This window comes from Chitinophaga arvensicola, assembly GCF_900110835.1.
Classification (GTDB): Bacteria; Bacteroidota; Bacteroidia; order Chitinophagales; family Chitinophagaceae; genus Chitinophaga; species Chitinophaga arvensicola.
In genome coordinates this window covers 587825-602082 of the sequence record NZ_FOJG01000002.1, presented here as the reverse complement: position 1 = coordinate 602082, position 14258 = coordinate 587825, and the positions used below count along the sequence as shown (strand labels likewise).

The following is a 14258-nucleotide window of genomic DNA, read 5'->3' as shown; positions in this document are numbered from 1 at the left end:
TTTGCACATTAATGTCACTTTCTGTAAAACACTTACTCGGAATTCGCGATCTGCAGCGCCAGGATATAGAGCTTATTTTTCAAACAGCCGACCAGTTTAAGGAGGTTTTACAAAGGCCTATTAAAAAGGTTCCTACGCTTCGCGATACAACAATCGTCAATTTATTTTTTGAGAACTCAACCCGCACACGCATCTCTTTTGAGTTAGCGGAAAAGCGGCTGGGTGCAGATACGGTTAACTTTTCTGCTTCCGGCTCTTCTGTATCCAAAGGGGAAACGCTGATTGATACGGTGAACAACATCCTGTCCATGAAAGTGGATATGGTGGTGATGCGCCACTCAGCCAGCGGGGCACCGCATTTTCTGGCAAAGCACATCAATGTGCCTATCCTCAATGCGGGCGACGGGATCAATGAACATCCCACCCAGGCATTGCTCGATGCCTTCTCTATCCGCGAAAGACTCGGAAGCGTAGAAGGCAAGAAGGTAGCCATTTGTGGCGATATCATGCATTCCAGGGTTGCCCTCTCCAATATCTACTGCCTCAAAAAACTGGGCGCAGAAGTAACAGTGGTAGGTCCGCCTACGCTGATCCCGAAATACATGGCAGCAGCACTCGGTGTGAATGTGAGCTACAATATCCGCGAAGCCCTGCAATGGTGCGATGTAGCAAACGTATTGCGTATTCAGCTGGAAAGACAAAACACCCCGCTGTTTTCCTCTCTGCGCGAATATTCACTGGCTTATGGTGTAAACCGCGAACTGCTCGACAGCCTGAATAAAGAGATCGTCATCATGCACCCCGGACCCATTAACCGTGGTGTAGAAATAAATTCTGATGTGGCTGATTCCGGTCAGTCTATCATCCTCGACCAGGTGGAAAACGGTGTAGCTGTACGTATGGCGGCATTGTATCTTCTCGCAGGTAAGAAAACGGAGTAGTCAGCTCCGCTGTTGGTTTCTGATAGCTTATCAGAAGCCAACAGTCAACCCCATGGTATAAGACCTGAAAAATGGATAGACGTTTCCGTTATATCCTCCCGCTTGTTCCGGATCATAATACTTAATCTTCATTTGAGTGGTTTCCCACAGATCCTGTCCGGAGAAATAAACACGCAGATTACTCAGTAATAATTTCTTTGCCCATTGCGCTGGTAAGGTATAACCTACCTGGAGATTTTTCAGGCGGATGTATGCGCCATTCATCACCCAGTGGGACGAAGGCGCCGTATTCTGAACATCGTTGAGGTAAAGGCGGGGGAACAGCGCATGGGGATGATCCGGCGTCCAGTAATCCTGGTTGATATCCCAGGGTTGTTGCCAGTAGCTGGTAAATGGGATATTGTAACGGGGATCTGGCATCACTTCCCGTTTGGCCACACCCTGGAAAAACACAGAAAAATCAAATCCTTTCCAGGCAAAACCAGCATCGATCCCGTAGGAAAATTGCGGATCTGTGCTACCAAGATATACCAGGTCCGCATTGTCTATTTTATGGTCGCCGTTGATGTCTTTATACTTCAGATCACCCGCGCCGGTATTCCCATGTTGGTAGGCATGCTGGCTTACTTCTGTGGCCGACTGGAAATAACCTTCAGACACGTATCCGAACAGGGAGGAGTAAGGATATCCGGCGATACCCTGGTTCCATCCCGGCTGTGCGGCTACATTATCATTCTTCAGTACTTTATTCCGGTTATTAAACAGGTTGCCGTTGATATACCAGGTAAAAGGTCCCTGATCATCTCTCCAGCCAATATTTATTTCCCAGCCCCAGCTTTTCATTTCACCCCGGTGGAAATCGATGGGCCATGCGCCTTCTGTGGAAGCTGTTAACACAGGAATCTGCATGTCCCGGTTATGTTTCACGAAATAGTCTGCTGCCAGTGTGAGTCGTCCCCGGAACAAAGTAGCATCCCAACCGTAATTATTGGTGGAAATATTCTCCCATCCCTGTGCCTGTATAACCGGATTTTTATACACGAAAGGTAAAAACCGTGGCACCGGGTTAAAGCTGAAAGTTTGCAGCCGCTCATCGTTCGGGATGGTGTTCCAGCTATTGATATTCCCCAATCTGCCCCATGACCACCTCAGTTTGAACTCGTTGAAGAATGGCAAGGCCCGGTTAAACCAGGTTTCATTATTTACGCGCCAGCCGGCAGAGAAAGATGGAAATACCTGCCACTGTTCTCCACCCACAAAGGAAGTGCTGTATTGCGACAACCGGGAGCCAATGAGGTTTGCTTCCACCAGGTAGCGGTTATCGTAATTGTAATTCATCTTCCCAAAAACAGAGAACAATGAACCGCTGGCGCCCAATAACTGCGTATAGTCGGGGGCGTTATTGAAGTGGGTATTATGGATTTCCGCTGTTGTGATGTTGTAGGACGCAGCCGTATTTTGCGTGGTATTATAGGCTTCCTGTGTAGCACCACCGAGCAGGTGAATATTGTGTTTATCCTTTTTAACATCGTAATCTGCAAGCAGCTGCAGGTTGCCACCTTTGGCTTCCAACCGGCTTTTCTGCAGCATATTCTGTGGTTGTACCAGTGCTCCCGTGTCTACCCGGTTCCATAAGGCGATGGTATTGCGACCGAGATTATCCTGCAGCGTGTGTTTCTGCGGACTGTAAATCAGGCGCAGGGTAAGGCCTTTTACAAGGCTGTCGGCCCTGAGGGTAAATACGGCGTCAATATAATTATTCTTTTCATCGCGCTCACCGCCATCCTGCAGGATAGCATATCCCGGTGCGCCGCCGTAGGCGTAGTTACTGGTATTAGGAACATATACCGGTACGTTGCCTGGTCCTCTGTAGATGCCTGCCAGCAGGCCATGAGGTCCTTCCACTGCTTGTCCGGGGGAAAAGGTATTGGTTTGCGCATACGAGAGGCGTGTTTCCAGGCTGAAATGCTTATTGAAACGGTTGTTCAGGTTTACCCTTGCGTTCACGCGGTGTGTACGGTCCGGGCCTACGGCAAATAAGCCCTGTCGCCCGAAGTAGCCAAGTGACGCAGAAAACTGGTTGGCGCTGTCGCCTCCTTTTACAGAGAGGTTGTAATTTTCGATGCCGGTCCTGCTTTTTGTCAGCACTGGCAGGGGATCATAATTATAATAATATTTGTAGTAATCAGGTTTCTGGTAGTCGATCGCATAGTGATTACCCTGTTTCATCAGGTCTATCTCAAGTGGATCCCAGGGGGCCTGCTGACCGGCATTTACGGCGGCGGTATTCTGCATGGCAGCAGATTGCCAGGAGGGAAGCCGGTTGGGAAGACGGATGGGAGTTTCAAATCCGCCGAGGGTATTGAAATCAACCCGGAGTTTACCTGGTTTACCGGTGCGGGTGGTTACCAGTACTACGCCCCCTGCGCCCCGGGCGCCATAGATGGAAGCTGCTGCTGCATCTTTCAGGATTGAGACTGATTCAATATCGTCCGGGTTCAGTACTGCCAGAGAACCGGGTACGCCGTCTACAATTACGGGGGTATTGCTACCGGAAGATGAGCCTACACCGCGTACCTGGATATTAAACCCTTCGCGGCCGGGTTGCCCGTTGCTGCGGGTTACTACCAGTCCGGTAGCAGTTCCTTGCAGGGCGGCCATTACATTGGCCACAGGCCGGCTTCTCAGCCGCACGCCATCCACCTGTGCGATAGCACCCGTGATATTGGCGCGTTTCTGCAGGCCGTAACCCAGTACCACCAGTTCATTGAGTTTGCGGAGATCGGGTTGTAACTGTACAGAGATATTCCGCCGGTCCCGCACAGCAATTTCTTTGGTTTCATAACCGATCAATGATACCTGCAACGTAGCCTGCCCATTGGCCAGGTCTACCTTGAAGTTGCCATTTTCCGTAGTGGCGGTACCGTTAGTGGTGCCTTTTTCCCGGATGGATACGCCACTGAGTGGCTGCATGCCATCAGTAACAGAGCCGGTGATGGTCCATTTATTAGGATTTGGAGTGGTGTTGCGGGGAGGCGTCGGATCTTCGGCGATGGCACTGAGCGGAATGACGATGATCTGTCCGTCTTTGATCTCTACTTTATACCGGGCAGGGGGGAAGAGCCTGGACAATACTTCCTGCAGTGGTGAATTATGAACATGTAAATTCACGCCCTGGCGGGTTTCCAGTTCACCGGAAGAAATGGCAAAGGTGTATTTTGTTTGCTTTTCTATTTCCCGGATAACGGTTTTCAGGCTGGCGTTCGTAAACTGAAGAGAAACTTTTGGTGAAGGGGCACTAGGTTGCTGGGCCATAGCTAATGCATTGGCCAATACCAGGATAACAACGAAAATAAAATCAGGCACGCACCCAAACCTGGTATTGGAGAAACGCGCCTGTAGCAATAATTGCTGCATAAAGAAAAAGTCAGGCGCGTATTAGTAGATGTCTACCAGGTCGTTTTTATGCGTAATGTTTATTCGAAGGGTTTTTCTCATGATGTCCAGTACCTCGTCCAATGACATATTGGGAAAGGTAGCCAGCAATTTCTTGTCAGCCAGTTGCTGATTGCTGATCTTGATCTGTACATTATAAAAATCTGCCAAAGCATCCGCTACTTCATTCAGCGGGGTATCATCAAATGTAAGGGTCCGGGTTTTCCAGGCCAGTATGTTGTTGTTCTTCTTATGGGTACGGGTGTCAATTTCCTGACCATTACGCCTGAGAGAAGCTTCCACGCCAGGAGTTAGGATCACTTTTTTCTCGATGCCTTTATAGGCAGCGCTCACTTTCCCGGATTGTACAAATACTTTTACGCCCGTATTGGCGGCTTTTACATTAAACGCGGTACCCAGCACCTGTACTTCCACTTCGGGTGCATTTACAATAAAAGGAAGGGCGTCATTCTGTTTTACATCAAAAAACGCTTCGCCTTTATCTATTCTTACGTGTCTGTTATCTTTTCCAAATCCACGGGCATAACGCACCTGGGTATGGGCATTGAGGTAAAGCATGGAGCCGTCCGGCAGTTGCATGCTATCCTGCTGCTGGTTGGTGGCGTAGGTTTTATAGCCGCCAGGGCCGATGAAGGTCCAGGTGCCTGCAATGAGTAACACTGCGGCAGCTGCCCACCAGTAACGGCGGTTCATCTTAATTACACGGGGGCTTTTTTGTTGGGCAACTTCGGGAAGCACAGCTACAGGCACTCTGTCCAGCATGGTATCCAGTACCTGCCATTGTCCCTGGGTATCGAAAGCAGAGGCGGCAGGAAGCGGATCGCCATGCCACATGCCTTTCATATCCAGGAAGATGTCCAGGTTACCAGCATCCTGTTGAATCCACTCGTTGAGCTGCGTTTTGTGCTGCTCATTCTCCGGATCTTCCAGGTAACGGATCACTATATCTATGTCTGTTTGATTATTCATGGCTTCTTATTAGTAATACAACCAGGGAACGTTATACCATTAAGCGATAATAAAAAAAATTTCGGGAGCATCCTACGACTTATTAATAAGGTCTACCCGCAATCGTTTTAAAGCTGTGGTCAGATGGGCGTATACTGTATTGATAGAGATATTGAGTTGTTCTGCGATTTCGGCAGGAGATAAGCCTTTTAGGCGGCTGAGTTCAAAAACACGACGGCACTGATCGGGTAACTTATCGAGGGCAGAGCGGTATTTGGCTTCCAGTTCCTTATGTTCCAGCAGAGAGTGATTATTTTCAGCAGGGGTAGCCGTCAGGAGTTGCTCCTTGGCATACACTTCTTTGCGTTGTTCTTTCTTGATGCGGTTTAAACAGGTATTGACAGTAGCTCTTGCGAGATAATGATTAATAGGGGCTCTCTCGTCCAGGTTTTCCGCACCTTTCCACAAGTTGAGGAAAACATCCTGTACCATATCGTTGGCGTCATCTTCATCCTTCACATACCGAACGGCAATATTATACATAGAAGGTGCGAACTGTTTAAAAACAGCTTCAAATACATCTTTGTTTCTGCTCCGGATGCCTTTTACTATTTCGTCGTTACTCAATTGCAACATGCTTTTGATCTTTTGTACTTGTTTCCGTAGTGCGAAGATAATTTTTAAAATTACTAATTACGAAACGAGCCGCTATACTGCTTCGTAATTCTTTTTTTCACTTTAACATTTCTTTGACTAATGGTAAGCGAAAGGTTGGATGTATTGTTATTATACGGCAGCCAACGATGAGGGCATATAACAAAAACCATGCACATTCATCCCCGCCGGGACAGTCATCATAAATATTAACCATACAAAAAATTGAAGGCCATGAAAAAATCAATTGTAGGAACGCTCGCTTTAGCAACAATGGTACTCGGAATGTCCGCTTTTAAAAGTGCTGATGTAGCCGTGGTTAAATCTGTAGACAGCACCGCCACAATGGTGGATTCAATCGCTGTAGATTCCCTTGTTAGCCTCGACTCACTGAAAACATTCAGCGTCGATTCATTGCAACGCCTGGATTCTTTGAAGGGATTTGATTCCTTACAGAGGGTAGATTCTTTAACAGGCATCGATTCCCTGCAAAAAGTGGATTCTTTAACCGGAACCGACTCTTTACAGCGAATAGATTCTTTAACCGGAATTGACTCTTTACAGAAGGTAGACTCTTTACAGGGAGTGGATTCTCTGAAAGCAATAGCTGTAGAAGGCGGTTCTATCACCGGTAAAATCAGCCCTGCTGACGGAGCTGCGGAAGTAGAAGCCGATAACGGCACCGATAAGCTGAAAGGCGCTATCTCCCAGGGTGCATTCACCATTCCGGCCGCCAAAGCAGGAACTTATACCATCACCATCCTTGGTAAAACCCCTTATAAAAATGCGGTGATCAAAGATGTGAAAGTAGAAGACGGTAAAGCTACCGACCTGGGCGAAATCAAATTAGAGCAATAGTTTTTTAATAATGAAATAGCAACCAACAACACAAAATCAACTCATAATGGAAACCCCATTTTGATTTGATGCAGGGGGACCTCTTACGGTCCCTCTTTTTTTTGTTATTTTGCGCCCCGCCTGGTCAGGCAATATTCCTGCACTATGGTATACAAATTGGTAGAAGCATTCATCAAATTATAAAACTCATCATGCGCACCATCCTTCTGCTTATCGTTTCCAACACTTTTATGACCTTTGCCTGGTATGGACACCTCAAACACCAGGATACTGCCCTCTGGAAAGTCATTCTTATTAGTTGGGGGATCGCTTTCTTTGAATATTGTTTCATGGTGCCGGCTAACCGCTATGGCGCCCAGGAAGGTTTCAACGGATTTCAGCTCAAAACCATCCAGGAGGTGATTACCCTCACTGTTTTCAGCATCTTCGCCGTTACATTCCTGAAAGAACCCCTGCGGTGGAATTACCTGGTATCTTTTTTCTTTCTTATCGGCGCCGTTTATTTCATGTTTAAAAAGTAACGCAATTATAAAGCAGTCATGTTATTTACTTTAGAATCAATTTATATTATATAAAAAAAGATGTAAAACAAGATCAAATTAAAAAAAATCCGTATTATCTTTAGGGATCAATTTTCAACCAAAAACCAAATTATTGAGGGAAGAAGCTAATATACAGCTGTTGGTGGAACGGGTGGCGTCATTGGGGGATGAGCAGGCTTATAAAGCCTTGTTCAGGTTGTTTTACAAGCCATTGAGCCAGTTTGCCTTTTCTATCGTGAAGTCCTGGGAATCTGCGGAGGAAATTGCCTCAGACGTGTTCATGAATGTCTGGAAGCAGCGGGAACGCCTGCTGCAGGTGGAAAATCTCCGGGTATACCTCTATGTCTCTACCAAAAATATCGCCCTTAATTATCTGAATAAAGCCGCACGTACGCAACACTTCAGCCTGGATGAAGTAGCTGTGGATATCAGTGTGAGCTATGCAACCCCCGAGCAGATTTTCATCTCCGGAGAAATGGTAAAAAGAATAGAAGCCGCTGTAAATGCACTCCCGCCCAAAAGGAAAATGATCTTCAAACTTATCCGGGAGGATGGACTTAAATATAAGGAAGTAGCCCAGATCCTGGATATTTCAGTCAATACCATTGACGTTCACATGGCCCAGGCCCTCAAGAAAATCAGTGAGGTAATCAACCTCTCTTTCATCAACACAAAATAATTTTAAATTTTTTTTTAGTTGGAGTAGTAGATTCTTTCAATTTACTTGTCCTTCTATATAATCATGCTTTTGTATCATACACATGGAACAGGAAAGAATATGGCTTTTGATGGGAAGGAAAGTATCGGGCGAAGCCACGATGGGAGAGTTGCGTGAACTGGAAGCATTATTGCAGAAAGATCCGGATCTGAGATATAAATCGTCTGTGCTCAGCAACTGGCCACAACCAGCTAACAGCGCGGAATGGGACCATCGGACGGAAAGTGCGCTGGATAAACACCTGGAAAGAATGCAGGAAGCATTCCCCCAGGAAGAATTGCCCGTAAAAAAGGAACGGCGGAATTTCCGCAAGCTGGTATCGCTGCTATCGGTATTGGTGGTCATCCTGGGAGGATATTGTATATATCTGGTTATTAATAAATATCCGCAGAAGGATAGTAGCAAAACCGCTATGGCGGCTATCTACACCCGCGACGGCTCCAGGTCCAGGGCACAATTGCCTGATGGAACGGAGGTGTGGCTCAATGGCGGCAGCCGTTTAACCTATAATCCTGATATGAACAACCTGGGCGCCCGGGAGGTTACATTGGAAGGAGAAGCTTTTTTTGATGTGGCGAAGAATGCAACCAAACCTTTTTCTATCCATACTTCAAAAATGGATATCAGGGTACTTGGTACTTCTTTTAATGTAAAAGCTTATACCCAGGATAATACAACGGAAGCCACCCTCATCACCGGTGCAGTGGAAGTAACACTGAATGACGGCGAAGAGAAAAGTGTAAAACTGTTGCCTAATCAGAAAATTATCCTGCAACACCCAACGGAAAATCAGTCATTAACCCAACCCAATCTCGTAGCGGGTTATAAGATAGAAAATATTCATAGCAACCCACAGGACAGCATGGTGGCAGAAACCGCATGGTGCGACAATTACCTGGTGTTTGACAATGACAATTTTGAAGATATTGCGTTAAAAATGGAACGCTGGTATGGCATTAAAGTTCATCTCAGTGGTAACAAATTAAAGAATTACCATTTTACCGCCACATTTAAAAATGAATCGTTTTCAGAAGTGCTGGAAGCGCTGAAGGTTACAACATCATTTCGTTGCAGAATAGTGAGCAATGAAGTATTTATTACCCAGTAAAAGGGTGAAAGTCAACAGAAAATTGATACCTCTCATATAAAAAAGAGGGCAAATGCTGCAAACATTTACCCCTTTGTTGAGATCAAACGGCAGAAAGCTTCACTTGGCAATGTAGTACTGTCGTAGTTTTATGACCTTTTACAACCTAAATGTATGGAAAAAAATCATACATTATGCAATCCTTTTGCGTATAAAAACATTGGGAAAAGTTGTACTGATAATGAAACTGGTGTCCTTTATTATTCTTATTACCTGTTTGCATATAACAGGAAATGCCTTCGGTCAGCAGGACCGGCGCATTTCCATCAAAGCAGATTCATTGCCACTGACAAAGCTGTTGAAGCTGATCGAAAAGAAAAGCGGCTACCGTTTTGTATATCGCAATGATCTGATACCTGCTCAAAGCAGAATTTCTGTCAATGAAAACAATGCACTGACAGAAGATATTTTAAAGAAGATATTGAAAAATACGGGTCTCACGTTTAAGCAGCTTTCTGCCAATCTGGTGGCTATTGCGCCGGAAGACAAAGAGATCAGAAATATCAATATCAGTGGAACGGTAACGGATGTATTTGAACATCCATTACCAGGAGTGAGTTTAAGAATTGCAGGTATCAATAAGGGAACTACTACAGATGAAAAAGGAATGTTCCGGATGGAAGCACCTTCTTCAGCAACATTGATCTGTTCTTTCATCGGTTATGAAGAACAAAAAGTGCCGGTAAATAATAATACCCACTTTAACATCATGCTGAAAGATGATTCCAAAGGATTGAATGAAGTGGTAGTAGTAGCTTATGGTGTGCAAACAAAAAGTTCTTTGACAGGTTCAGCTACTATGGTCAGCTCCTCATTGTATGATAAGGCGCCCCGTAGCAGCTTCCAGGAAAGCTTACAAGGCAATGTAACCGGCTTACAATCTACCAATGGTTCCGGTCAACCCGGTTCCATACCCAGTATTCATATACGTGGTATCGGTTCTATTACTGCAGGCAGCTCGCCACTCTATGTGGTGGACGGAGTACCGGTGGTAACGGACAATCTCACAGATTATAATGTAAATACCCTCGCGGGTATCAACAGCGCCGATATCGCTTCTATCTCTGTGTTGAAAGACGCCGCTTCGGCTTCAATCTATGGCTCCCGCGCTGCCAACGGTGTAATTCTTATTACAACCAAAACCGGTAGCGCCGGGAGAACAAAGATCAACGCTGCTGTACAGCGGGGCAGTAATCAGCTCACCATCCCCCAGGCAAACTATCCGCTCAATACAAAAGAGATGATAGCCCTGCTCCGGGAAGGATGGATACATAAAGCAGATGGCACCGGCGAAGCTGGTTTTCAACGGGAACTCCTTGCACGAGGCATTGACACTACCGTTAATACCAACTGGATCGATGTACTTACCCGCCATGGCGCTTATACACAGGCCAATCTTTCTGCCGCAGGCGGAAGCAATAAAACAAAATTTTATGTTTCCGGCGGCTATTATGACGCGAAATCAGCCCTGAAAGGGGTGGACTATAAACGGATGACGGGCAAACTCAATCTGAGCAACCAGGCTACCAACCGGTTGTCGTTTGATGTGAACCTATCTTTAACTTACCAGCGCGCCAATGCGGTGGCTGATGAAGGAAAGATGGCCAACCCCGTACGTTCGCTGGTCCGCCTGCAGCCCTGGCTGAAGGTTTACAACAACGATGGCAGCTACGATTTCAGCTACAACAACACTTTTAATCCGGTAGCAGAATTGGATAACAACTCCCGCACAGGTACTATTTATGGCCTGCTGGGAGGAGCCGCCGCCAAATATGCATTTACAGATTATCTTTCTTTTGAAACAAAAATCAGTCTCGACCTGAACTACGCCCGCAGCAATATCTTTCTGGCACAGGGCTTTGGTGATGGAAGAAATACCAATGGCTGGGTAGGTGTAGCAAACAACCTCTGGACCAACTGGGTATCTACCAATATTATCCGGTTCAACAGGCGATGGGGCTACCACGGCATCAATACTTTTGTTGGCTACGAAGCACAGAAAACAGTCAATAACGGGAATACTTCCGCAGCGTCAAACCTGCTGCCAGACCTTCGACAGCTGGCAGATGCCTCCAAACCGGAAAGCGTATCGTCTGTGTCTGATGCCAACTCGCTGACGGGGTTATTTCTTAATACCAGTTACGATTACAAACAAAAATATTACCTGACCGCTTCTATCAGGAGAGACGCCTCTTCCCGGTTCGGCAGTCAGAGAAGAAGCGCCGCATTCTGGTCGCTGGGAACGGCCTGGAATATTTACCGGGAACCATTCCTCCAGGATGTATCAGGCATCAACGAATTAAAAATAAGAGCTAGCTACGGCAGCAACGGAAACCAGGCTATTAATAATTATGCTTCATTGTCGCTGTATAGTCCGGCAAATGATTATGATGGGAAGCCGGGGTACGTGCTTACGCAATACCCCAATCCTTTCCTCACCTGGGAACAAAACAGGCCATTTAATATAGGACTGGATTTCGCAGTTCTGAAAAACCGCTTGTCAGGTACCATCGAATACTATAACAGAACCACTTCCAGGTTACTGCTGAATGTACCGGTATCTTCTACAAACGGTATCACTACTGTTTTCAGGAATAACGGAGAGATGAAAAATAGCGGCTGGGAAATAGCACTTTCTTCCCGCAATATCATCGCAAAAAAACAAAATGATTTCTCGTGGCGTACAGATGCCAATATCTCTACGCTGAACAATAAAATTACCAGGCTGGATAATCCGATTACCGACATCCTTTATAAAAGAGAAGTAGGCACTGATTTTTACCAGTTCTTCCTGGTGGGATTTGCAGGCGCAGATCCCAAAACAGGCGACGCACTTTGGTATAAAGATGCTTCGAAAACCACTACCACCAATGTTTACGGAGAAGCACAACGTTTTAACCAGGGAAGTGCATTACCGAAGTTTTATGGTGGTGTAACCAACTATTTCGGCTATAAAGGATTTGAATTGAGCTTCCAGTTTTTTTATAACTGGGGAAATAAAGTGTTCGACAACTGGGGCCCGTTCACCGAATCAGATGGTAGCGGCGGTTTTGGCAGCGGCGCAAAAATGTCGCGTCTCATCTACGAAAAACGATGGCAGCATCCCGGTGATATTACCAACGTACCCAAAGTAGTGTTTGGTGGTACACAATCCGGACTTAGTAATCAGCGTTCTTCCCGGTTTATCTACGACGGCAGTTTTATCCGCCTGAGAGACGTGATGTTGGCTTACAACCTGCCATCCGACTGGTTAAAGCAGGCAAAACTGAATGAAGTAAAAGTATACGTACGCGGTAATAATCTATGGACGTATGTAAAAGATAAATACCTCACTATGGACCCGGAAGTGCCGGTAACAGGTGATTATGATCAGCGTCCGCCGATATTTAAAACATTCCTGGTGGGACTGGATGTAAATTTTTAACGTATTCATGCAGCAGAAATATACATACGGCATCTTGATAATACTGGCTGGCCTGCTCGGTGCCTGCAGCAAGGATTTCCTTGAACAGAAACCGGACCAGTCCACCGAAACCGGCAAAGCCATCAGAGACCTGCCCGGTTTGAGGGCAGCTATCAATGGCGTGTATTCGCTGATGCAGAATAAAGATTATTATGGCCGTACCATGCCACTGCTGCCGGATCTGAGATCAGATAACGCTTTTCTCAGTATCATCAACAGTAACCGGTACACGAATCAGAATCAATATATTGTTACAGCCAACGATGTATCTACCACCGATTCATGGAATCAGTTATACAGCGTTGTTGCCAATGCCAATATGGTAATTATGAAAGGGCCTTATGTGTCGCTGCTGCCATCGGCTTCAGACAGTACAGAAGCCCGGCAGATTGTGGCCGAAGCCTATGCACTGAGAGCTGAAGTGTTCTTTGATATTGCACGTATGTATGCACAGCCGTATAATTATACAACGGATGCTACACACATGGGAATTCCGATCGTCACCATTACAAATGTGGATTCGGTACAATCGCCCTCCCGGAGTAACATCAAAGAAACGTATGCGCAGATCATCAATGATCTCACAGCATCCATCCAGAAGTTTACAGAAAGTAAAAGCACGGCTTTTTCATCCGGTCGTATTAATATATATAGTGCAAAAGCGCTCCTTTCCCGGGTGTTGCTGTATAAGGAAGACTGGACCGGCGCTGCTGCCTATGCAGCAGATGTGATCAGATCACAGCAATATGCATTGCTGACCAATGAAAAGCTGGTGAGTGATTTTAAAATCACCAACAACAATGAAACGATTTTCGAAATAGTTAATACACCGGTAGATAATCCCAATACAGACGGGCTAAGCTACATGTTCAGCCAGGACGGCTACGGGGATGTGCTGGCTACCAATGATGTATATAACATTTATGCGGCCACGGATGTAAGAAGAAATTTCTTAAAGAAGGGTAAACGCTCCGGTAACGGGGGAGAAGATCCGGCAAACATCATCACCAAATACAGTGATGTGAGCACTTTTACAGAAAGTATAAAAGTGATGCGGTTTGCGGAAGTATACCTTATCCGCGCAGAAGCGCTGGCACACCTTGGACGCACTCCGGAAGCGCAGGCTGCACTGCAGATAGTGACACAACGTGCTGATCATAATGCCCCGCCGGTAACAGCTACCGGACAAGCTCTCCTGGACCTGATCCTGTTGGAAAGAAGAAAGGAACTGGCTTTTGAAGGACATCGGCTATTTGACCTGAACAGAACAAAACGGTCATTCACCAAATTTCTGGCGAGTGATAAAACGATACCGGTAGTGTGGCCAAGTACGAAAGTAATACAGCCCATACCACAGAGAGAACTGGATGCTAACCCCAATATACGCAACCAGCAGAACGAAGGTTACAATTAAATCTAAACCGCCTTTGTTAATAATTGGTTTTTGCTTACAAGCTGGTTGGATTTTGCTTATGAAGAAATAAAGTCCCGGTGGTTCTCACCGGGACTTTTTCTATTTAATACCCCCTCA

General features: G+C 46.0%; 10 protein-coding genes. 7 read left to right on the top strand and 3 right to left on the bottom strand.

Features of this window, described 5'->3' with window-relative positions:
• Window positions 1-11 precede the first annotated feature (11 nt).
• The gene (locus BMW79_RS19770; protein WP_089897366.1) at window positions 12-941 is read left to right on the top strand and encodes an aspartate carbamoyltransferase catalytic subunit; all 930 of its coding nucleotides are present in this window, start codon (window positions 12-14) and stop codon (window positions 939-941) included.
• A gap of 30 nt (window positions 942-971) precedes the next feature.
• Here BMW79_RS19770 and BMW79_RS19765 read toward each other — a convergent pair whose 3' ends face one another.
• The 3 genes from BMW79_RS19765 to BMW79_RS19755 form a co-directional block, all read right to left on the bottom strand.
• Entirely contained in the window at window positions 972-4358 is a 3387-nt protein-coding gene (locus BMW79_RS19765; RefSeq protein WP_089897365.1) for a TonB-dependent receptor, read from the bottom strand.
• 21 nt (window positions 4359-4379) lie between these two features.
• Window positions 4380-5366 (bottom strand): FecR family protein, encoded by a 987-nt coding sequence (locus tag BMW79_RS19760; RefSeq protein ID WP_089897364.1) that lies wholly within the window; start codon window positions 5364-5366, stop codon window positions 4380-4382.
• Between the two features lie 72 nt (window positions 5367-5438).
• A complete protein-coding gene (locus BMW79_RS19755) occupies window positions 5439-5981 on the bottom strand; it encodes an RNA polymerase sigma-70 factor (protein ID WP_089897363.1) in 543 nt (180 codons plus the stop codon).
• A 252-nt stretch (window positions 5982-6233) separates the two neighbouring features.
• On the opposite strand from BMW79_RS19755, the gene BMW79_RS19750 reads away from it, so the two are divergent.
• The 6 genes from BMW79_RS19750 to BMW79_RS19725 all read left to right on the top strand — a co-directional run bounded on the left by BMW79_RS19750 (window position 6234) and on the right by BMW79_RS19725 (window position 14141).
• Window positions 6234-6857 (top strand): peptidase associated/transthyretin-like domain-containing protein, encoded by a 624-nt coding sequence (locus tag BMW79_RS19750; RefSeq protein WP_089897362.1) that lies wholly within the window; start codon window positions 6234-6236, stop codon window positions 6855-6857.
• Between the two features lie 191 nt (window positions 6858-7048).
• Window positions 7049-7378, top strand: coding sequence for a DMT family protein (locus BMW79_RS19745; RefSeq protein ID WP_089897361.1), 330 nt, complete (start codon window positions 7049-7051; stop codon window positions 7376-7378).
• Window positions 7379-7511: 133 nt separating this feature from the next.
• A complete protein-coding gene (locus BMW79_RS19740) occupies window positions 7512-8078 on the top strand; it encodes an RNA polymerase sigma factor (protein ID WP_245752611.1) in 567 nt (188 codons plus the stop codon).
• 109 nt (window positions 8079-8187) lie between these two features.
• On the top strand, window positions 8188-9225 hold the full coding sequence (locus BMW79_RS19735) for a FecR family protein (RefSeq protein ID WP_177192254.1): 1038 nt from the start codon (window positions 8188-8190) through the stop codon (window positions 9223-9225).
• A gap of 220 nt (window positions 9226-9445) precedes the next feature.
• Window positions 9446-12688, top strand: a complete 3243-nt coding sequence (locus BMW79_RS19730) for a SusC/RagA family TonB-linked outer membrane protein (RefSeq protein ID WP_177192253.1) — start codon at window positions 9446-9448, stop codon at window positions 12686-12688.
• Window positions 12689-12695: 7 nt separating this feature from the next.
• Window positions 12696-14141 (top strand): RagB/SusD family nutrient uptake outer membrane protein, encoded by a 1446-nt coding sequence (locus BMW79_RS19725; protein ID WP_089897357.1) that lies wholly within the window; start codon window positions 12696-12698, stop codon window positions 14139-14141.
• Window positions 14142-14258 lie beyond the last annotated feature (117 nt).

Excerpts from the sequence above, each read along its gene's own strand:
- BMW79_RS19755 (WP_089897363.1), bottom strand. The coding sequence starts at position 5,981 with ATGTTGCAATTGAGTAACGACGAAATAGTAAAAGGCATCCGGAGCAGA.
- BMW79_RS19725 (WP_089897357.1), top strand. The coding sequence starts at position 12,696 with ATGCAGCAGAAATATACATACGGCATCTTGATAATACTGGCTGGCCTG.
- BMW79_RS19745 (WP_089897361.1), top strand. The coding sequence starts at position 7,049 with ATGCGCACCATCCTTCTGCTTATCGTTTCCAACACTTTTATGACCTTT.
- BMW79_RS19750 (WP_089897362.1), top strand. The coding sequence starts at position 6,234 with ATGAAAAAATCAATTGTAGGAACGCTCGCTTTAGCAACAATGGTACTC.
- BMW79_RS19770 (WP_089897366.1), top strand. The coding sequence starts at position 12 with ATGTCACTTTCTGTAAAACACTTACTCGGAATTCGCGATCTGCAGCGC.
- BMW79_RS19765 (WP_089897365.1), bottom strand. The coding sequence starts at position 4,358 with ATGCAGCAATTATTGCTACAGGCGCGTTTCTCCAATACCAGGTTTGGG.
- BMW79_RS19760 (WP_089897364.1), bottom strand. The coding sequence starts at position 5,366 with ATGAATAATCAAACAGACATAGATATAGTGATCCGTTACCTGGAAGAT.
- BMW79_RS19735 (WP_177192254.1), top strand. The coding sequence starts at position 8,188 with ATGGGAAGGAAAGTATCGGGCGAAGCCACGATGGGAGAGTTGCGTGAA.
- BMW79_RS19730 (WP_177192253.1), top strand. The coding sequence starts at position 9,446 with ATGAAACTGGTGTCCTTTATTATTCTTATTACCTGTTTGCATATAACA.